The sequence below is a fragment of the Methylobacterium nigriterrae genome (genome assembly GCF_037106235.1).
Taxonomy (GTDB): Bacteria; Pseudomonadota; Alphaproteobacteria; order Rhizobiales; family Beijerinckiaceae; genus Methylobacterium; species Methylobacterium nigriterrae.
Map to the genome: position 1 here is coordinate 1 of NZ_JBAWTG010000097.1, position 17,416 is coordinate 17,416.

19 protein-coding genes are annotated in these 17,416 nt (G+C 71.7%); 6 read left to right on the forward strand and 13 right to left on the reverse strand.

What is annotated here, in order from left to right; translation table 11 throughout:
• Window positions 1–300 precede the first annotated feature (300 nt).
• Window positions 301–954: a pyridoxamine 5'-phosphate oxidase family protein gene (locus tag WDW90_RS27810; protein ID WP_336490749.1), complete on the forward strand. Its 654-nt coding sequence runs from the start codon at window positions 301–303 to the stop codon at window positions 952–954.
• Between the two features lie 12 nt (window positions 955–966).
• Here WDW90_RS27810 and WDW90_RS27815 read toward each other — a convergent pair whose 3' ends face one another.
• The 4 genes from WDW90_RS27815 to WDW90_RS27830 all read right to left on the reverse strand — a co-directional run bounded on the left by WDW90_RS27815 (window position 967) and on the right by WDW90_RS27830 (window position 4,465).
• Complete coding sequence (locus tag WDW90_RS27815) at window positions 967–1,668, reverse strand: haloacid dehalogenase type II (protein WP_336490750.1); 702 nt, start codon at window positions 1,666–1,668, stop codon at window positions 967–969.
• A gap of 9 nt (window positions 1,669–1,677) precedes the next feature.
• Window positions 1,678–2,721, reverse strand: a complete 1,044-nt coding sequence (gene trpS, locus WDW90_RS27820) for a tryptophan--tRNA ligase (protein ID WP_336490751.1) — start codon at window positions 2,719–2,721, stop codon at window positions 1,678–1,680.
• Window positions 2,722–2,871: 150 nt separating this feature from the next.
• Window positions 2,872–3,630: an endonuclease III domain-containing protein gene (locus WDW90_RS27825; protein ID WP_336490752.1), complete on the reverse strand. Its 759-nt coding sequence runs from the start codon at window positions 3,628–3,630 to the stop codon at window positions 2,872–2,874.
• 88 nt (window positions 3,631–3,718) lie between these two features.
• Window positions 3,719–4,465: a GyrI-like domain-containing protein gene (locus tag WDW90_RS27830; protein ID WP_336490753.1), complete on the reverse strand. Its 747-nt coding sequence runs from the start codon at window positions 4,463–4,465 to the stop codon at window positions 3,719–3,721.
• A 206-nt stretch (window positions 4,466–4,671) separates the two neighbouring features.
• Between WDW90_RS27830 and dapF the strand changes: the two genes are divergently transcribed.
• On the forward strand, window positions 4,672–5,562 hold the full coding sequence (dapF, locus tag WDW90_RS27835; protein ID WP_336490754.1) for a diaminopimelate epimerase: 891 nt from the start codon (window positions 4,672–4,674) through the stop codon (window positions 5,560–5,562).
• On the forward strand, window positions 5,559–6,782 hold the full coding sequence (gene mtaB, locus WDW90_RS27840) for a tRNA (N(6)-L-threonylcarbamoyladenosine(37)-C(2))-methylthiotransferase MtaB (protein WP_336490755.1): 1,224 nt from the start codon (window positions 5,559–5,561) through the stop codon (window positions 6,780–6,782). The genes dapF and mtaB overlap by 4 nt, the downstream gene beginning before the upstream one ends.
• 32 nt (window positions 6,783–6,814) lie before the next feature.
• Here the strand turns inward: mtaB and WDW90_RS27845 are convergent, their stop codons facing one another.
• Window positions 6,815–7,534 (reverse strand): RluA family pseudouridine synthase, encoded by a 720-nt coding sequence (locus WDW90_RS27845; protein ID WP_336490756.1) that lies wholly within the window; start codon window positions 7,532–7,534, stop codon window positions 6,815–6,817.
• A 145-nt stretch (window positions 7,535–7,679) separates the two neighbouring features.
• Between WDW90_RS27845 and ftsY the strand changes: the two genes are divergently transcribed.
• Entirely contained in the window at window positions 7,680–9,101 is a 1,422-nt protein-coding gene (gene ftsY / locus WDW90_RS27850; protein WP_336490757.1) for a signal recognition particle-docking protein FtsY, read from the forward strand.
• Here ftsY and WDW90_RS27855 read toward each other — a convergent pair.
• The gene (locus WDW90_RS27855; RefSeq protein WP_336490758.1) at window positions 9,098–9,418 is read right to left on the reverse strand and encodes a type II toxin-antitoxin system VapC family toxin; all 321 of its coding nucleotides are present in this window, start codon (window positions 9,416–9,418) and stop codon (window positions 9,098–9,100) included. The two genes, ftsY and WDW90_RS27855, sit on opposite strands and share 4 nt — an antisense overlap.
• A 148-nt stretch (window positions 9,419–9,566) precedes the next feature.
• Here WDW90_RS27855 and WDW90_RS27860 point away from each other — a divergent pair, with 148 nt between their 5' ends.
• A complete protein-coding gene (locus WDW90_RS27860) occupies window positions 9,567–10,193 on the forward strand; it encodes a septation protein A (RefSeq protein ID WP_336490759.1) in 627 nt (208 codons plus the stop codon).
• A 227-nt stretch (window positions 10,194–10,420) separates the two neighbouring features.
• On the opposite strand, the gene WDW90_RS27865 is transcribed toward WDW90_RS27860, so the two are convergent.
• The 7 genes from WDW90_RS27865 to relB all read right to left on the reverse strand — a co-directional run bounded on the left by WDW90_RS27865 (window position 10,421) and on the right by relB (window position 13,918).
• Complete coding sequence (locus WDW90_RS27865) at window positions 10,421–11,053, reverse strand: DsbE family thiol:disulfide interchange protein (RefSeq protein WP_336490760.1); 633 nt, start codon at window positions 11,051–11,053, stop codon at window positions 10,421–10,423.
• Window positions 11,053–11,220, reverse strand: a complete 168-nt coding sequence (ccmD, locus tag WDW90_RS27870) for a heme exporter protein CcmD (protein WP_336490761.1) — start codon at window positions 11,218–11,220, stop codon at window positions 11,053–11,055. The genes WDW90_RS27865 and ccmD overlap by 1 nt, the downstream gene beginning before the upstream one ends.
• A gap of 13 nt (window positions 11,221–11,233) precedes the next feature.
• The gene (locus WDW90_RS27875; RefSeq protein ID WP_336490762.1) at window positions 11,234–12,040 is read right to left on the reverse strand and encodes a heme ABC transporter permease; all 807 of its coding nucleotides are present in this window, start codon (window positions 12,038–12,040) and stop codon (window positions 11,234–11,236) included.
• A gap of 74 nt (window positions 12,041–12,114) precedes the next feature.
• On the reverse strand, window positions 12,115–12,783 hold the full coding sequence (gene ccmB / locus WDW90_RS27880) for a heme exporter protein CcmB (RefSeq protein ID WP_336490763.1): 669 nt from the start codon (window positions 12,781–12,783) through the stop codon (window positions 12,115–12,117).
• A complete protein-coding gene (gene ccmA, locus WDW90_RS27885) occupies window positions 12,780–13,415 on the reverse strand; it encodes a heme ABC exporter ATP-binding protein CcmA (RefSeq protein ID WP_336490764.1) in 636 nt (211 codons plus the stop codon). Before ccmA ends, ccmB begins: the two co-directional genes overlap by 4 nt.
• A gap of 25 nt (window positions 13,416–13,440) precedes the next feature.
• Window positions 13,441–13,710, reverse strand: coding sequence for a type II toxin-antitoxin system RelE family toxin (locus WDW90_RS27890; protein WP_336490765.1), 270 nt, complete (start codon window positions 13,708–13,710; stop codon window positions 13,441–13,443).
• Entirely contained in the window at window positions 13,694–13,918 is a 225-nt protein-coding gene (relB, locus tag WDW90_RS27895; protein ID WP_336490766.1) for a type II toxin-antitoxin system RelB family antitoxin, read from the reverse strand. Before relB ends, WDW90_RS27890 begins: the two co-directional genes overlap by 17 nt.
• A 296-nt stretch (window positions 13,919–14,214) precedes the next feature.
• Here relB and acnA point away from each other — a divergent pair, with 296 nt between their 5' ends.
• Window positions 14,215–16,926: an aconitate hydratase AcnA gene (gene acnA, locus WDW90_RS27900; protein ID WP_336490767.1), complete on the forward strand. Its 2,712-nt coding sequence runs from the start codon at window positions 14,215–14,217 to the stop codon at window positions 16,924–16,926.
• Window positions 16,927–17,416: the final 490 nt, after the last annotated feature.

The window sequence follows — 17,416 nt, forward strand, 5'->3', positions numbered from 1 at the left end:
TCGTCCAGCGCCTGACCAACCTCGGCTACGACGTCATGCTCGTCCCAAAAGCGGCGTAGACCGCCGGCCCGCCCGTCCAAGGTCTATTTCCTCAGCAGTATCTGATCGTTTGCGAGACAGGCCGGGCTTCGCTCGGCCTGACCGTCGCGGGTTTCAGGGCCGGTCCGCTGCCGCGGGCCGGCCTTTTTTCCGTACTCGCGGACCGCCGGCGATTGCCGCGGCCACGCTTTCCGACCACCATGCGCCCGCTCAGAAACCGTGCGGGATCGCGCGGACGTCAGAATCGCAGGGAGAAGGCGCATGGCGTCGCTTTATTCCGAGGCGCACCGCGCGCTGCAGGAAGAGTTCGGGACGGTGAAGCTCGCCAACCGTCTCGACACCGACTGGGTGCACGAGGCGATCAGTGCAGACGAGGCGGCCTTCATCAGCAGCCGCGACATGTTCTTCCTCTCGAGCGTTGACCCGGACGGCATGCCGACCGTCTCGTACAAGGGCGGCAATCCCGGCTTCGTGAAGGTGATCGGCGAGAGCGCCCTCGTCTTCCCGGGCTTCGACGGCAACGGCATGTTCTATTCGATGGGCAACGTCGAGGGGCAGGCCAAGGTCGGACTGCTGTTCATCGACTTCGAGACACCACACCGCGTCCGCGTGCAGGGCCACGCCAAGCTGCTGCGCGACGACCCGCTGATGGCCGAGTACACCGAGGCCAAGTACCTCGTACGCGTCGATGTGACGAAGATCTGGGTCAATTGCCCGCGCTACATCCACAAGTATCGGAAGATCGCGCAGAACAAGTACGTGCCGATGCCCGACCGGGAGACCCCGCTCGCCTCGTGGAAGCGCCTCGACCTTGCCCACGACGTGATCAGCGACGGGGATCGGGCGCGCGTGGCCAAGGAAGGACGCCTCGAGGTGCCGGAATACGAGGCGATGGTGGCGCGGGGCGAAGCCTGAGGGCGATCGTCCTCAGCAGCCGAGTTGATCGGCCAGGTCTGCCAGATCCCGGGCCGCGTACGTGACGGGCAGGCACGGCGCGGTCTCTCCGCCAGCAGGCCCATGCTCGCGGGGTCGTGCGACATGGGCGGTCGAGAGGCCGTGGCAGGCCGCCGCCGCGAGGTCGTCGGAATGGGCCGCGACCATCAGGGTCTCGGCCGCGGTGAAGCCGAGGGCCTCCACGGCGTCCCGGTAGAGCGCGGGCTTGGGCTTGTAGTCTCGCGAGTAGCCCGCGCCGAGCACCGCGTCGAAGACGATCCCGTTGCGCCGTGCGAGGTCGGCCATCAGCCGCACCGGGCCGTTCGAGACGGGCGCGAGAAGATGGCTCTCCCTCAGCCGCGCCATCGCGGCCGGCACCTCGGGCCACGCGTCAAGGCGGTGCCAGGCCAGGATCAGGCTCCGGCAAACGGGCTCGGGGACCGATCCGATGCCGAACTGCGCGATCACGCCGGGCAGCGATTCACCGTGCAGCACGTCGAGGTCGACATAAGGGCGAGCGCCCGAGCGCACCGTCTCCATCGAGGGCTGATAGCGGGCCCGCCAGGCATCCGCGAAAGCGCCGCCATCGAGTACCGGTGCGGTGGGGCGGAGCAGGTGCTCGGCCTCGCGCGCCACGCCGGAGCGCCAGTCGACGAGCGTCCCGAAGACGTCGAAGATCAGCGCCCGGATCGTCATCGGGCAATCCTACGCGTTCCGCCGCACGAACCCGACGATGTCCTTCACGGCATCGAGCGTCGGGGCCGCGATGGTGGTGGCGCGCTCCGCGCCGTCCGCCAGGATCGCGTCGATATGGCCGGGATCGGCCACGAGGCGCTTCATCTCGGCGCTCAGGGGAGAGAGGGACTCGACCGCGAGTTCGACGAGCGCACCCTTGAAGGCCGAGAACTGGGCGCCGCCATACTCGGCCAGAACCGCCTCGCGGCTCGCACCCTTCAGGGCCGCGAAGATGCCCACGAGGTTGTCGGCCTCCGGCCGGCCGGCGAGGCCCGCGACCTCGGAGGGCAGGGCGTCCGGGTCGGTCTTGGCCTTGCGCACCTTCTGGGCGATGGCGTCGGCATCGTCCGTGAGGTTGATGCGCGAATTATCGGAGGGGTCCGACTTCGACATCTTCTTGGTGCCGTCGCGCAGCGACATCACGCGGGCAGCCGGCCCGCCGATCAGCGGCTCGGTGATGGGGAAGAAGCCCTCGCCGTGGCCGTGGGCGGCGATCGAGTCCGAGAAGTCGTTGTTGAACTTCTGGGCGATGTCGCGGGTCAGTTCCAAGTGCTGCTTCTGGTCCTCGCCGACGGGGACGTGCGTTGCCCGGTAGGCCAGGATGTCGGCGGCCATCAGCACGGGATAGTCGTAGAGGCCCACGCTCGCGTTCTCGCGGTCCTTGCCGGCCTTGTCTTTGAACTGGGTCATGCGGTTCAGCCAGCCGAGGCGGGCGACGCAGTTGAGGATCCAGGCCAGCTCCGCGTGCTGATGCACCTGGCTCTGGTTGAAGACGATGGAGCGCTTCGGGTCGATGCCGGCCGCGATGAAGGCCGCCGTGACCTCGCGGATCTGGCTCCTCAGCTCGGCCGGGTTCTGCCACAGAGTGATGGCGTGGAGGTCGACCACACAGTAGAGGCACTCCGCCCGCGCCTGCATCTCGACGAAACGCTTGATGGCGCCGAGATAATTCCCGAGATGCAGGTTTCCGGTCGGCTGCACGCCGGAGAATACCAATTGCTTGAACGCGGCCATCGGCGCGGGTTCCCTGAAGCCTTGAGTCGACGTGGACCGAGGCCATCTCGCGTCCGTTGAGCGGCGGGTTTCTGACACCCCGGGCGCGGGCCGGTCAAGGACGGGAAAGCCGGCTCGTCCGGCCAGCCGCCGTCCGTCGGCGCGAGACGCTCAGCCGTTCCGCGCCCGACCCGTCGGGCAGAGATCGAGCAGCACGCAGGCGCCGCAGGCCGGGTTCCGGTAGTGGCAGACGGCTTGGCCGTGCAGCATCAGGACCTCATGGTTGTCGTAGAGATCCTGCGCGCTCCAATCCGCCGGCAACTGCGCTCGGAGGATCGGGTGGGACGGGCCGACATCGATGCGCGGGCCGACCAGCCCGAGGCGCTGCGCCACCCGGTGATGGTGGCTGTCCACGGGCAGCGCCGGCATCCGCAGGAGCGAGAAGGCAAGCACGGCCGCGCTCGTCTTCGGACCGATCCCGGGGATCGACTCGAGCCAGGCGCGGGCGTGGGGCACCGTCATTCCGCGCAGGAAATCGAGCGACAGGGCGCCGTGCCGCTCGGCCACCGTGCGCAGCACCGCCTGGATGCGTGGCGCCTTGAGCTCGGGCCAGGTCACGCCCGCGATGGCCGTCTCGACCACGGCGACCGGCGCGTCGCGCACCGCCTCCCAGTCGGGAAAGCGGACTCGCAAGGCCTTGAAGGCGCGGCCGGATTCGGCGTTGCGGGTCCGATGCGAGAGGAGAGAGGAAACGAGTTCACTTAAGGGATCGGGGCTGTGGAAGTAAGGGATCGGGCAGCCGTAGACCTGGCAGAGCAGCCTATGGATCTCGATCGCCTTCGCGGCGAGGGCCGCGTCGGCGGGCGGGGTATCGGCGCGCGCGCGGCGGGGGCGAGGGCCGGCGAGGTCAGGTCCGGATACGATGGCCATGGGGCCCGAATCCGCGAGCGGCGGCGCCGGTTCCCGCCGGCGCCGGGTCGAGGGGCCGGCCGCGTCAACTTGCGGCAGCCGCCTGCCCTCACTTCACGAGGGCGTAGATGTTCACGTCGAGCTTCTCGTCGGCGCGGTCGTTGAGATCGGTGACGTATTCCTCGATGAAGCGGTCCTGCACGACGATGTCCTTGGCATCGAGATAGGCAGTCAGCGTCTCGTAGGTGCCGTCGATCTCGTCGTAGGAGCCCTTGTGGGGGAAGCGCAGGGCCTTGCCGCTCGGCGTCGTGCCGAAATGCACGCCCTCCGACTCGGCCGGCTTCGCGCTGGGCATCTGCCCGATCGGGATCATGGCCTCGTACTGGAAGCCGTCATCGTCGGTCTTGGCGAAGACGGCGATCGGCCGGCCGGTCGGACCGATGCCGGCCTTGGCGAGTTCCCCCTCGATGCGCGCGAAGGCAGCCTTGAGGCTCGGCACCGCCTCCTCCCACTTGGTCTTGCCCGACAGGATCGCGGCGGGTTTCGGGGGCAGCGAGACCTCGTCGACATCGTTTGCGTCGCCGGGCGTCTCCACGAGGGTCTGGCGCGGGGCCGGCGCCGCGCTCGGAACGGGCGAGCCGGTCGGCGGCGCGACGGCCTTGTCGGGCAGCGGCGCAGTGGTCCGGTTCGGATCGGGTTTGCCGGTGTCGGGCGCGGTGGTCGTCGGCAGCGGGTTCGCCACCGCGGGCGGCGGCGCGTCGGAGGCCGGCGGCGCGGCCTGCTGGGCCTGCAAAGCGGCCGGCAACGGGGCCAGCGCGAGGAGAGCGGCGAGCAACGAGAAACGAAGGCGGATCAAGGGAGCGCTCCGGCACGGATCGAGGCCGCCTCGACCGATTCGCCGGCAGCCTATCGGACCGGCAAGGTCGTGGCGAATGCCGCCGGCCACGGGAAGCGTCCGCGCGTCGCCGGGCAGATCTGACCCGCGCATGCGCCCCTCGTGCATGGGGAGGCGCTTTGCCATATAGGGTCGCCCATACCAAAGACCCGAGAACCCCGGACGGCATGAGCGCACTCGCCCACAGACGGTTCCTGAAGATGCACGGCGCGGGCAACGCGATCGTGGTGCTCGATCTCCGCGGCAGCCCGATCGAGGTGTCGCCCGCGGAGGCGCGCGCCATCGCGGGCGACGTCCACTCGGCCTTCGACCAGCTCATGGTGATGCATGATCCGGCGACGCCGGGCACCGACGCCTTCCTGCGCATCTACAATACGGACGGCTCGGAATCGGGGGCCTGCGGCAACGGAACCCGCTGCGTCGCCCTCGCGATGCTCGACGATCCCGCCATGGCGCGGCCCGCCGAGAGCGGCCGGCTGACCCTGGAGACGAAGGCGGGCCTGATCGAGGTGAAGCGCGTGGCCGACCGCTCCTTCACGGTCGACATGGGCCGGCCGCGGCTCGCCTGGGACGAGATCCCGCTGCGCGATCCCTTTCCGGACACGCGCCGGATCGAGCTGCAGGTCGGGCCGATCGACGATCCGATCCTGCACTCGCCGGGGGCGGTCAGCATGGGCAACCCGCACGCGGTGTTCTTCGTCGACCGCGATCCCGAGAGCTACGACCTCGCCCGGATCGGGCCGATGCTCGAGAACCATCCGATCTTCCCGGAGCGGGCCAACATCTCGGTCGCGCAGGTGACGGGGCGCGAGGCGATCAAGCTTCGGGTCTGGGAGCGCGGCGCCGGGCTGACGCTCGCCTGCGGCACGGCCGCCTGCGCCGCCGTGGTGGCGGCCTCGCGGCTGCGGATGATCGGCCGCGGCGCCACCGTGAGCCTGCCGGGGGGAGAGCTCGGAATCGAGTGGCGGGCGGACGACCACGTCCTGATGACCGGGCCGGTCTACCTCGAGGGCGAGGGCACGCTGGCGCCGGAACTTTTCATGAACGCCAGCGCATGAGCGTCGAGACGCTGACCTTCGGCTGCCGGCTCAACACAGTCGAATCCGAGGTGATGCGCGCGGTGGCCGGTCCGGCGGGACCGGATCGCGTCATCGTGAACACCTGCGCGGTCACGCAGGAGGCCGGGCGGCAGGCCCGCAAGGCGATCCGCCGGATCGCGCGGGAGCGGCCGGGCGCCGAGATCGTGGTGACGGGCTGCGGCGCCGAGGTTGAGACGCCGCTCTACCGGGCGATGCCCGAGGTCGCCCGGCTCGTCGGCAACGCCGACAAGCTGCGGCCCGAGACGTGGCGGGCGGGCGCCGCGGAAGGCGGCCCCGGCGCCGTCATGGCGGCGCGGGACCTCGCGCCGACGCGGATCGCGGGGATCGCCGGGCACACCCGGGCCTTCGTGCCGGTGCAGAACGGCTGCGATCACCGCTGCACCTTCTGCGTGATCCCGTTCGGGCGCGGGGCCTCGCGCTCGGTGCCGCTGCCGGCGGTCGTCGCGCAGGTCGCCCGGATCGTGGAGCATGGCGGGCGCGAGGTGGTGCTGACCGGCGTCGACCTCACGGCCTACGGGCGCGACCTGCCGGAGCCCGCGAGCCTCGGCCGGCTGGCGCGGGCGATCCTCGACGGCGTGCCGGGGCTCGCGCGCCTGCGCCTCTCCTCGATCGACTCGATCGAGGCGGATGCGGCGCTCCTCGAGACGATCGCCGGCGAGCCCCGCCTGATGCCCCACCTCCACCTCTCGCTGCAGGCGGGCGACGATCTGATCCTGAAGCGGATGAGGCGGCGCCACGCCCGGGCTGACGCCATCGCCTTCTGCGAGACGGTCCGGCGCCTGCGCCCCGGCACCGTCTTCGGGGCCGACCTGATCGCGGGCTTCCCGACGGAGACGGAGGCGCAGTTCGCCCGCTCCCTCGACCTCGTGGCGGAGTGCGGGCTGACGCATCTGCACGTCTTCCCCTACTCGCCCCGGCCCGGCACGCCGGCCGCCCGGATGCCGCCGGTCGCCCCCGGGATCGTGCGCGAGCGCGCAGCCCGCCTGAGGGCGGCCGGGGAGGCGGCGCTGGCGCGCCACCTCGACGCCGAGGTCGGGCAGACCCGCCGCGTGCTGGCCGAGCGGGGCGGCACGGGCCGCACCGAGGCCTTCACGCCGGTGCGGCTCGCCGCCGAGCCCGGCGAGATCCGCGAGGTCGTGATCGCGGGGCACGACGGGCGGATGCTCACCGCCGCGTGAGGGGCGCATCGAGCGATCGAGGGCAGCCCGCATCACCCGCCCGGGAGAGGCGGCCCGCGCCCGGCCGAGAACGCCGCCAGCCCCGCCCGCATGTGTTCCGGCACCGGCGCCTCGGCGCGCACGGGCGGCCTCTTCGGGTAGAGCGGCAGGCTCAGGGCGCGGGCGTGGAGCTGCAGGCCCGGGCCGCCGGCACGGGGGGCGTCGCCGTAGATCGGGTCGCCGAGGATCGGGAAGCCCATGGCGGCGCAGTGCACGCGCAACTGGTGCGTGCGGCCGGTGACCGGCCTCAGCTCGAGCCAGGCGGCGCCGGGCGCGCGGCCGAGCACCCGGAACTCGGTGAGGGCGGGCTCGCCTTCCGGATCCGCCTTCATCCACCAGCTGCGGGGATCGTCCGAGCGGCGGGCGAGCGGCAGGTCGATGCGGCCGGCCTCCGCCTCGGGACCGCCCGCCACGAGAGCCCAGTAGGTCTTCTCGGCGGCCGAGGTCGCGAACAGCCGGTTCAGGCGGGCTAGCGCCTTGGCGTGGCGCCCGAGCGCGAGGCAGCCCGAGGTGTCGCGGTCGAGGCGGTGCACCGCCTCGGGCCGGCGGGGCAGGCCGAAGCGCAGGGCGTCGAGATGGTCGGTCAAGGTCTCGCCGCCCTTCGGCCCCGGATGCACGGGCAGGCCCGCCGGCTTGTCGATGACGAGCAGGAGGGCATCGCGGTAGAGGAGGCGCGCCCCTATGTCTGGCAGGATCTTCGATGGATCGGACATGCGGGCCGGTCCGTGCATTCTCCGCCGGGATGGACGCCGGTCCGAGGCGAGAAAATACGACGGCATAGAGAGTTAGGGCGTCTGCCATGATCCGGGGATCACGGCAGACGCTCTAGTCGAGGCGGCGCGCGGGAGCAAGGACGAGATGAGTGAAGACGAGAAGCCGGGCTGGTTCGGCCGCCTGTTCGGCCGCAAGGGGGCGCCGGCCCCGGGCGAGGCCGAGTCCGTGCCATCGGAGTCCGTGCCATCGGAGTCCGCGCCGCCGGATGCGCCGGGGAGGGACGCCTCCGCCTCGCCGGCGGAGGGAGAGCCCGACTTCGCGACCGCCGCCGACGACGTCGCGCACGTGCCGCTGCCGCCGACCGAGCCGAGCCCCGGAGACCCGGACCGGAACGGCCTCCCGGACGAGATCGAGGGCGCCGACCTGCAGCCGATCGAGGGCGAGGCCGAGCGCCCGCCGTCCGGGACCGCGGGCGACGCCCCGGAGCGCGGGGCCGAGCCCGCCGATACGGGCGCGCCGGCCCGCGAGCCCGGGCCGGCCGAGCCCGTCGAGGCCGGCCCCCCGGAGGCGGCGCCCGACCCCGACATCCAGCCCCTCGACAGCGCGGCGGCGCTCGCCACCGACGCCGCCAAGGGGCCGGAGGCGCGCGGATGGTGGGGGCGCCTCACCGCCGGCATGAAGCGCACCTCCTCGTCGCTGTCGGACCGGGTGACGGGGCTCTTCACCAAGCGCAAGCTCGACGCGACGACGCTGGAGGATCTGGAGGACGCGCTGATCCAGGCCGATTTCGGCGTCGAGACCGCGGCGCGGATCTCGGAGGCGGTCGGCAAGGGCCGCTACGAGAAGGGGATCTCACCCGACGAGGTCCGCTCGATCCTGGCGGCCGAGGTGGAGCGCGCGCTCGATCCCGTCGCGGTGCCGCTGCGGGTCGGGGCGCACGCCAAGCCCTTCGTGATCCTGATGGTCGGGGTGAACGGGGCCGGCAAGACGACGACGATCGGCAAGCTCGCCCTGAAGCTCAAGGCCGAGGGGCGCAGCGTGATGCTGGCGGCGGGCGACACGTTCCGGGCGGCGGCGGTGGAGCAGCTCAAGGTCTGGGGCGAGCGCACCGGCACGCCGGTCGTCACGCGGCCGCAGGGCGCGGACGCGGCCGGCCTCGCCTTCGACGCCCTGCAGGATGCCAGGCGCCAGGGCACCGACGTGCTCCTCATCGACACCGCCGGCCGCCTCCAGAACAAGGCCGGGCTGATGGCCGAGCTCGAGAAGATCGTGCGCGTCATGCGCAAGCTCGACCCGGAGGCGCCCCACGCCGCGCTCCTCGTCCTCGACGCGACCGTCGGCCAGAACGCGCTGAGCCAGGTCGAGCTGTTCTCGCAGGCCGCTCCCGTCAGCGGCCTCGTCATGACGAAGCTCGACGGCACGGCCCGCGGCGGCATCCTGGTGGCGCTCGCCGCGAAGTTCGGCCTGCCCGTGCACTTCATCGGGGTGGGCGAGGGGGTCGAGGACCTCGAGCCCTTCGCGGCCCGCGACTTCGCGCGCGCCATCGCCGGGCTGGAGAAGGGTTAGGGCATGGCGGGACGAAGGTCGGTTTGGGCGAAGTCACCGCCCTCGAAGAGCAGGGCCGCGTCGAGGGATCGAGCCAGCGCGTAGGCGAAGCAGTCGCCGAAATTGAGGGCCGCCGGATGGCGGCCCTTGCCGTCGCGGGCGAAGGCATCGGCCGCGAGTCCGGCCGCGTCCCGCCTACGCTCCGCTTCAAGGCGCGCCTGCTCGCGCCGCATCGCGTCGAGCAGCAGATCGTCTCGGTCGCGCCCGGTGCGCTCCGCGAGGTCGGAGAGCAGCGCCTCGATCTTGGCGTGGTCGATCCGGATCGTCATGATCGTCATGGGCGACACGGCTCCTGCGGGAAACGGCTGGACGCGAGCCTGCATCGGGTCCGGCGGCGCCAGGACGGGCGGCATCACAACGACGCTTGCGGCCGGCGCACCGTCAGCGCCCCTTGACCCGCCCGCCGCCGCGCAGCCAGAACCGTGCATGCAGATCGAACCCGTCCCCCCGCGCCGCCACCTCGCCCCGCTGCCGAAGCTCGCCCTCGAGCTCGGCCCGCTGGTGCTGTTCTTCCTCGGCAACGCCTACGCGGAGCGCTTCGGCGTCGCGCCCGACCAGAAGCTGTTCGCGGCGACGGGGCTGTTCATCGCCGCGACCGTGACGGCGCTGGCGATCCATTACGGGCTGGTGCGGCGCCTGCCCATCATGCCGCTCGTCTCCGGCGTCGTGGTGGTGGTGTTCGGCGGCCTCACCCTGGTCCTGCAGGACAAGACCTTCATCATGGTCAAGCCCACCATCGTGAACAGCCTGTTCGGGCTCGTGCTGCTCGGCGGGCTCGCCTTCGGCAAGCCGCTCCTGTCGGTCGTGCTCGACAGCGTGTTCGCGCTGACCGACGAGGGCTGGCGGAAGCTGACCCTGCGCTGGGGCCTGTTCTTCCTGGCGCTGGCCGCGCTGAACGAGGCGGTCTGGCGCACGCAGAGCGAGGATTTCTGGGTGAACTTCAAGGTCTTCGGCATCATGCCGCTGACCGTCCTGTTCGCGCTGGCCCAGACCCCGCTGCTCGCCCGCTACGAGCAGAAGAGCGCCGAGGCGGAGGACCCCGCCAAGGCGTGAGGCGGCCGGGCGGGATCGCGGACTGCCGCCGCTCGGCGTGGCCCTTGCCGGATCGCTCGATCGCTTCGGCATGGGTGAGGGCTCCCGCCCCCGACCTCATCCTGAGGTGCCGCGTCAGCGGCCTCGAAGGAGGAGTCCAGTGGCCCCTGCGCTCCCTGGAACCCTCCTTCGAGGCCGCCGCTGCGCTGCGGCACCTCAGGATGAGGTCGAGCGTGGGCCGGCCGCGCTCAGCGCGCCGCCTGCCCGCCCGCCTTCCCGGCGGCGCGGACCTTCGCCAGCACGCTGGCGAGGTTCTCCGGCGTGACGATGCCGACGAGCTTGTCCCGGATGATGCCGTCCGGCCCGATGACGAAGGTCTCGGGCACGCCGTAGACCCCGAAATCGATGCCGACGCGGCCCGTCGCGTCGAGGCCGACGGCCCCGAACGGCACGCCGTTGCGGGCGAGGAAGCGGCGGCCGTTCTCGGGCGCGTCCTTGTAGTCGATGCCGACGAGGCGCAGGCCCGGCTCCTTCGCGAGCCGCATCAGCATCGGGTGCTCGACCTGGCAGGGGGCGCACCAAGAGGCCCAGAAATTGAGGAGCGTGACGCCGCCCCTGAGATCCTCGCTCGACAGGCCGGGCACGGGGCTGCCGTCGGCCTCGAGCCCCGGCACGCCGGCGAGCTGGAAGGCCGGGACGGGCTTGCCGATCATGGCCGAGGGGATCGCCGCCGGGTCGGCGCCCGAGCGCAGGCGCAGGAAGAACAGGCCCGCCAGCACGGCGAAGGCCACGAGCGGGACGACGAGCAGCAGCGAGCGGCGCACCGGCCTGGGCGACGCCTCCGGTCCGCCCGTCACGGGCTCGCTCCCGGGATCGCGCATCACGGGCGCTCCCCCGGCTCGCCGGCCTGCAGCGCCGCGAGCGCCCGCCTCTGCGCGCGCTGGTCGCGCACGGCGTTCAGGATCAGGGCCGCCATCACGAGGGCCGCGAAGGCGTAGGCGCCGAGGATGAAGCCGCCATGCGGCCCGAGATGGGGGGCGAGGTTCATGTCCGCCGATGCCTCAGAGGGCCTGGCCGAGGGGCAGGGAGCCGGCGGGCGCGGCCGGCGGCGCGACGGCGGGCGCGCCGGCATCGAGCCGCTCCGCCTGCCGGATGGTGAGCGTGCGCACGCGCCGGCGCAGGATCTCGGTGCGCATCGCGTAGAGGTGGAGCGTCACGCCGGCGAGCGTGGCGGCGGCGATCATGACGAGCAGCGGGTAGAGCATCGAGGGGTCGATGGTCGAGCCGCCCATGCGCAGGATCGAGGCCGGCTGATGCAGGGTCGACCACCAGTTCACCGAGAACTTGATAATCGGCAGGTTGACGGCGCCGACGAGCGTCAGGATCGCCACCGCGCGGGCGGCGCGGTTCGGATCCTCCATGGTGCGCCAGAGCGCGATGATGCCGCAGTAGATGAGGAACAGGATAAGCATCGAGGTGAGCCGCGCGTCCCAGACCCAGTAGGTGCCCCACATCGGCTTGCCCCAGAGCGAGCCGGTGACGAGGCAGATCAGGGTGAAAGCCGCCCCGATCGGCGCGGCCGCCCGCTGCGCCACGTCGGCGAGCGGGTGGCGCCAGACCAGCGTGCCGATTCCCGAGAGCGCCATCGCGCCGTAGAAGAACACCCCGAGCCAAGCCGCCGGCACGTGGATGAACATGATCCGCACCGTCTCGCCCTGCTGGTAGTCGGGCGGCGCCACGAACCACGACAGGTAGAGGCCGACGGCGAGGATCAGACCCGCCAGCCCGGCGAGCCAGGGCATTGCGGCGCCCGACCAGCGCATGAAGTGGCCGGGATTGGACAGGCGGGTCCAGAGCGAGGTCGTCATGGGCTCCGCTTTAGCCCGGGGTGCGGTGCAGCGGCAATGCGGGCCGGGGGCGCAGCCCGGCCTCGCCCGCCCCGTCACTCCGACCAGCGGAGCGCGGCCGCCGCCGCGAAGGTGCCGACCACCGCCGCGATCAGGCTGAGCGCGGCCAGGATCGTCAGCGGCGTCGCGAAGGGCACGCTGCCGCCGAGCGCGGCCTGCGCGGCCGAGACGCCGAAGATCAGGGTCGGGATCATCAGGGGCAGGACGAGCACCGCGAGGATCAGGCCGCCGCGCCGGATCGAGGCGGTGAGCGCCGCGCCGATCGCGCCCACGAAGGTCAGGGCCGGCGTGCCGACGATGAGCGTCAGCGCGGTGGCGCCCATGGCGGTGCCGTCGAGCGCCACGAGCAGGCCGAAGAGCGGCGAGGCGAGCGCCAGCGGCAGGCCGGTGGTGAGCCAGTGCGCGATCACTTTCGCGAGAACCACCAGTTCGAGCGGGGCGGGCGCGCCCGTCATCAGGTCGAGCGAGCCGTCCTCCTCGTCGGCCTGGAACAGGCGGTCGAGGCCGATCAGCGTCGCGAGCACCGCCGCGAGCCACAGGATGGCGGGGCCGATCCGCGACAGGAGGTTGAGGTCGGGGCCGAGCGCGAAGGGCACGAGCGCCACGATCATCAGGAAGAACACGAGGGAGAGCGCCCCCGAGCCGCCGACGCGGGCGGCGAGCGCGAGGTCGCGGGCGACGAGGGCCCGGAAGGCGCGGATCACGCAAGCGCCTCCAGGGCGTCCTCGACCGGGAGGGCCGGGCGCTCGATGCGCAGTTCGCGGGCCCCGTCGAGGCCGAGCGCCTGGTGGGTCGCCGCGATCACGAGGCCGCCGGCCGCGCGGTGGCGGGCCATCAGCCCGGCGAGCACGGCCTGCGAGGCGGCGTCGAGGGCCGCGGTCGGCTCGTCGAGCAGCCAGAGCGGCCGGTGGCAGACGAGGAGGCGGGCGAGCGCCACCCGCCGCCGCTGCCCGGCCGAGAGGTAGGCCACGGGCAGGTCGAGCGCGTGGGCGAGGCCCATCTCGCGGAGCGCCTCGCGCGGCGCCAGGGCGGGATCGCCCAGGAGGTCGCGGGCGAAGCGGAGATTCTCCGCGGCCGTGAGCGCGCCCTTGAGCCCGTCGCGGTGGCCGACGACGTGCAGGCATTCGGGCAGGCTCGCCTCGCCGACATCGGCGACCCGGACCTCGCCGGCATCGGGCTTGAGCCGGCCGGCCAGCACGGCGAGCAGCGTCGACTTGCCGGCCCCGTTGCGCCCCGTCACCATCAGCGCCTCGCCGGGCCCGAGCGCGAAGGAGAGCCCCGCGAAGATGCGGCGCCCGGAGCGGCGGACGGCAAGGTCGGAGACGGTGAGGCGCACGGATCGGCTTTCGGACGAAGCAGGTTTATCGGTAGACCTCGCGGCGATGCCCGATGCGCACCACCACGATGCGCAGGGCGCCGTCCTCGATCGCGGCGATCACGCGATAATCCCCGACCCGGTATTTCCACAGGCTGCCGAGCCTCACGCCCTTCAGCGCCTCGCCCATGGCACGCGGATCGTCGAGTGGCGAGACCCTTTCGTGGAGGAAGCGCAGGATCCGCCGCGCGGCCTCCGGCCCGAGCGCCGCGAGTTCCTTCTCGGCCGAGCGCTCGAACTCAATCCTCCAGGCCATAACGGGCCATCAGGGCGGCGAGGGGAACCGTCCCGCTCTCGCCCCGGGCGAGCGCCTGGAGGCGGCGCTCGGCGAGATCCGCATCCTCGAGCGCTTCGAGATGCTCCAGGATCGCCTCGCGGGCAAGCTCGTCCTTGCTGCGCCCTGTGCGCTTCGCGAGGGCATCGAGCCGGGATTCGATCTCGGGTGGCAGATTAAGGGCAAGCATCGCGGCCTCCTGGTGCGGCGAGGATACGGTCCGGCCTGAGCGGCGTCCACGCCCGCGGGACACCCGCGCGCGGCTGTCATCGCCACCCCGTAGCGGCGAATTTCGAACTGTTCTATACGGGCCCCAGGCTGCGCCGCGCGACCCTCGGGCGTCCAATTCGCCCCTCGCGCATCATCCTGCCCGGGCGCCCCCGGGGCGGCGCGCGCCGGCGACGGCGCGAGATCAGCCGAACACTGTTCGTGGCGCAGGTTATGCCTGCGCGTGTTCGACAAACGCCAGCGAGGATCAGACTAGCCGTGGCATCGCTCGACAGCTTCAAGTCCCGCCAGACGCTCAGCGTCGGGGACAAGACCTACACCTACTACTCGATTCCCGGGGCCTCGCGGAACGGGCTGGCCGACGCCGCCGCCCTGCCGTTCTCGATGAAGGTGCTCCTCGAGAATCTGCTCCGCTACGAGGACGACCGCTCCGTCAGGAAGGCCGACATCGAGGCGGCGGTCGCCTGGCTCGGCAACCGCGGCAAGACCGAGACCGAGATCGCCTTCCGGCCCTCGCGCGTCCTGATGCAGGACTTCACGGGCGTGCCGGCGGTCGTGGACCTCGCCGCCATGCGCGACGCCATGGTCGCCCTCGGCGGCGACCCTCAGAAGATCAACCCGCTGGTGCCCGTCGACCTCGTGATCGACCATTCGGTCATCGTCGACGAGTTCGGCACCCCGAAGGCGCTCGCCGACAACGTGGCGCTGGAGTACCAGCGCAACGGCGAGCGCTACACCTTCCTGAAATGGGGCCAGTCGGCCTTCGACAATTTCTCCGTGGTGCCGCCCGGCACCGGCATCTGCCACCAGGTCAACCTCGAATACCTGTCGCAGACCGTCTGGACGCGCAAGGATCCCGATGCCTCGAACGGCTCCGAGGTCGCCTATCCGGACAGCCTCGTCGGCACCGATTCGCACACCACCATGGTCAACGGCCTGGCCGTGCTCGGCTGGGGCGTCGGCGGCATCGAGGCCGAGGCCGCGATGCTCGGCCAGCCGCTCTCGATGCTGATCCCCGAGGTCGTCGGCTTCAAGCTCTCGGGGCGTCTGCCCGAGGGCACCACGGCGACCGACCTCGTGCTCACCGTCACCCAGATGCTGCGCAAGAAGGGCGTCGTCGGCAAGTTCGTGGAATTCTACGGCCCCGGCCTCGACGACATGGCGGTGGCCGACCGTGCCACGATCTCCAACATGGCGCCCGAGTACGGCGCCACCTGCGGCTTCTTCCCGGTCGACCGGAAGACCATCGACTTCCTGCGCGTCACCGGCCGCTCGGACGAGCGCATCGCGCTGGTCGAGGCCTATGCCAAGGCGCAGGGGATGTGGCGCGACGCCGACACGCCCGACCCCGTCTTCACCGACACGCTCGAACTCGACATGGGCGACGTGCGGCCCTCGCTCGCCGGCCCGAAGCGCCCGCAGGACCGGGTGCTCCTCGACGCGGCGAAGCCCGGCTTCGCCCAGTCGATGGAGACCGAGTTCCGCAAGGCCGCCGAGCTGGCGAAGCGCTATCCGGTCGAGGGCGCGAACTTCGACATCGGCCACGGCGACGTGGTGATCGCGGCCATCACCTCCTGCACCAACACCTCGAACCCGAGCGTGATGATCGGGGCTGGCCTGCTCGCCCGCAACGCGGTCGCCAAGGGCCTGCGCTCGAAGCCCTGGGTGAAGACCTCGCTCGCCCCCGGCAGCCAGGTGGTGGCGGAGTACCTGGAGAAGGCCGGCCTGCAGCAGAGCCTCGACGCGCTCGGCTTCAACCTCGTCGGCTTCGGCTGCACCACCTGCATCGGCAATTCGGGTCCGCTGCCCGCGCCGATCTCCAAGGCGATCAACGACAACGACGTGGTGGCGGCGGCCGTGCTCTCCGGCAACCGCAACTTCGAGGGGCGCGTGAACCCGGACGTGCGGGCGAACTACCTCGCCTCGCCGCCCCTCGTCGTGGCCTACGCGCTCGCGGGCTCGATGCAGGTCGACATCACCACCGAGCCGCTCGGCACGGGCTCGGACGGCAAGCCCGTCTACCTCGCCGACATCTGGCCCTCCTCGAGCGAGGTGCAGGCGTTCATCGACAGGACCATCAGCTCGGGCCTGTTCAAGTCGCGCTACGCCGACGTGTTCGGCGGAGACCGCTACTGGAAGGACGTCGAGGTGACGGAGGCCGAGACCTTCGCCTGGAACTCAGGCTCCACCTACGTGCAGAACCCGCCCTATTTCGAGGGCATGGCGAAGGTGCCGGCGCCCGTGACCGACATCGAGGGAGCCCGCATCCTCGGCCTGTTCCTCGATTCGATCACCACGGACCATATCTCGCCCGCCGGCAACATCCGGGCGGCCTCGCCCGCCGGCGCCTACCTGCAGGAGCACCAGGTCCGCGTGCAGGACTTCAACCAGTACGGCACGCGGCGCGGCAACCACGAGGTGATGATGCGGGGCACCTTCGCCAATATCCGCATCAAGAACCAGATGGTGCGCGACGAGGCCGGAAACGTGGTCGAGGGCGGCTGGACGCTGTTCCAGCCCTCCGGCGAGCGGATGTTCATCTACGACGCCGCGCAGAGATACGCGGAGGCCGGCACGCCGCTCGTCGTCTTCGCCGGCAAGGAGTACGGCACCGGCTCGTCGCGCGACTGGGCGGCCAAGGGCACCAAGCTGCTCGGGGTCCGCGCCGTGGTGGCGGAGAGCTTCGAGCGCATCCACCGCTCGAACCTCGTCGGCATGGGTGTGGTGCCGCTGGTCTTCCAGGGCGACACCTCCTGGGCCTCGCTCGGCCTGAAGGGCGACGAGACCGTCACGATCCGGGGGCTGGCCGGCGAGCTCAAGCCGCGCCAGACGCTCGTCGCCGAGATCACCTCGGCGGACGGCTCGAAGCAGGAGGTGCCGCTCACCTGCCGGATCGACACGCTCGACGAGCTCGAATACTTCCGCAACGGCGGCATCCTGCCCTACGTGCTACGCTCGCTCGCGGCCTGAGCGGGTGCCATGACCCAGGCCTCTCCCGTTCGGGAGAGGTCGAGTCCGCGGAACGCGGACCGGGTGAGGGGTGCGACATCTCCGGATCGGTCGCACCCCTCACCCGGTCCCTCTCCCGAACGGGAGAGGGGACCCGCACCCGGACGATTAACGCTTCTGGCCCTGCACCGGCGTCTTCGTGATTGCCGGCGGAGACAGCGCGCCGCCCCACCTCTCCCGTGCGGGAGAGGTCGAGTCCGCGGCACGCGGACGGGGTGAGGGGTGCGACGCAGCCGGAGACGTCGCACCCCGCCCCCCGTCCCTCACCCGCCCCGGTGGGGGGACCCGCGCGCGCCCCGGCGGCGCGGCCTGCTGGGCCTGCAAAGCGGCCGGCACCGGGGCCAGCGCGAGGAGAGCGGCGAGCAACGAGAACCGAAGGCGGATCAAGGGAGCGCTCCGGCACGGATCGAGGCCGCCTCGACCGATTCGCCGGCAGCCTATCGGACCGGCA

What these genes read in the sequence shown, in the direction of transcription:
- WDW90_RS27875 (WP_336490762.1), bottom strand. Translation starts at nt 12,040, where the DNA reads ATGACGACCTCGCTCTGGACCCGCCTGTCCAATCCCGGCCACTTCATG.
- trpS (WP_336490751.1), bottom strand. Translation starts at nt 2,721, where the DNA reads ATGGCCGCGTTCAAGCAATTGGTATTCTCCGGCGTGCAGCCGACCGGA.
- WDW90_RS27855 (WP_336490758.1), bottom strand. Translation starts at nt 9,418, where the DNA reads ATGACGATCATGACGATCCGGATCGACCACGCCAAGATCGAGGCGCTG.
- ftsY (WP_336490757.1), top strand. Translation starts at nt 7,680, where the DNA reads ATGAGTGAAGACGAGAAGCCGGGCTGGTTCGGCCGCCTGTTCGGCCGC.
- WDW90_RS27815 (WP_336490750.1), bottom strand. Translation starts at nt 1,668, where the DNA reads ATGACGATCCGGGCGCTGATCTTCGACGTCTTCGGGACGCTCGTCGAC.
- mtaB (WP_336490755.1), top strand. Translation starts at nt 5,559, where the DNA reads ATGAGCGTCGAGACGCTGACCTTCGGCTGCCGGCTCAACACAGTCGAA.
- WDW90_RS27825 (WP_336490752.1), bottom strand. Translation starts at nt 3,630, where the DNA reads ATGGCCATCGTATCCGGACCTGACCTCGCCGGCCCTCGCCCCCGCCGC.
- WDW90_RS27890 (WP_336490765.1), bottom strand. Translation starts at nt 13,710, where the DNA reads ATGGCCTGGAGGATTGAGTTCGAGCGCTCGGCCGAGAAGGAACTCGCG.
- WDW90_RS27865 (WP_336490760.1), bottom strand. Translation starts at nt 11,053, where the DNA reads ATGCGCGATCCCGGGAGCGAGCCCGTGACGGGCGGACCGGAGGCGTCG.
- dapF (WP_336490754.1), top strand. Translation starts at nt 4,672, where the DNA reads ATGAGCGCACTCGCCCACAGACGGTTCCTGAAGATGCACGGCGCGGGC.
- relB (WP_336490766.1), bottom strand. Translation starts at nt 13,918, where the DNA reads ATGCTTGCCCTTAATCTGCCACCCGAGATCGAATCCCGGCTCGATGCC.
- WDW90_RS27845 (WP_336490756.1), bottom strand. Translation starts at nt 7,534, where the DNA reads ATGTCCGATCCATCGAAGATCCTGCCAGACATAGGGGCGCGCCTCCTC.
- WDW90_RS27810 (WP_336490749.1), top strand. Translation starts at nt 301, where the DNA reads ATGGCGTCGCTTTATTCCGAGGCGCACCGCGCGCTGCAGGAAGAGTTC.
- ccmD (WP_336490761.1), bottom strand. Translation starts at nt 11,220, where the DNA reads ATGAACCTCGCCCCCCATCTCGGGCCGCATGGCGGCTTCATCCTCGGC.
- WDW90_RS27860 (WP_336490759.1), top strand. Translation starts at nt 9,567, where the DNA reads ATGCAGATCGAACCCGTCCCCCCGCGCCGCCACCTCGCCCCGCTGCCG.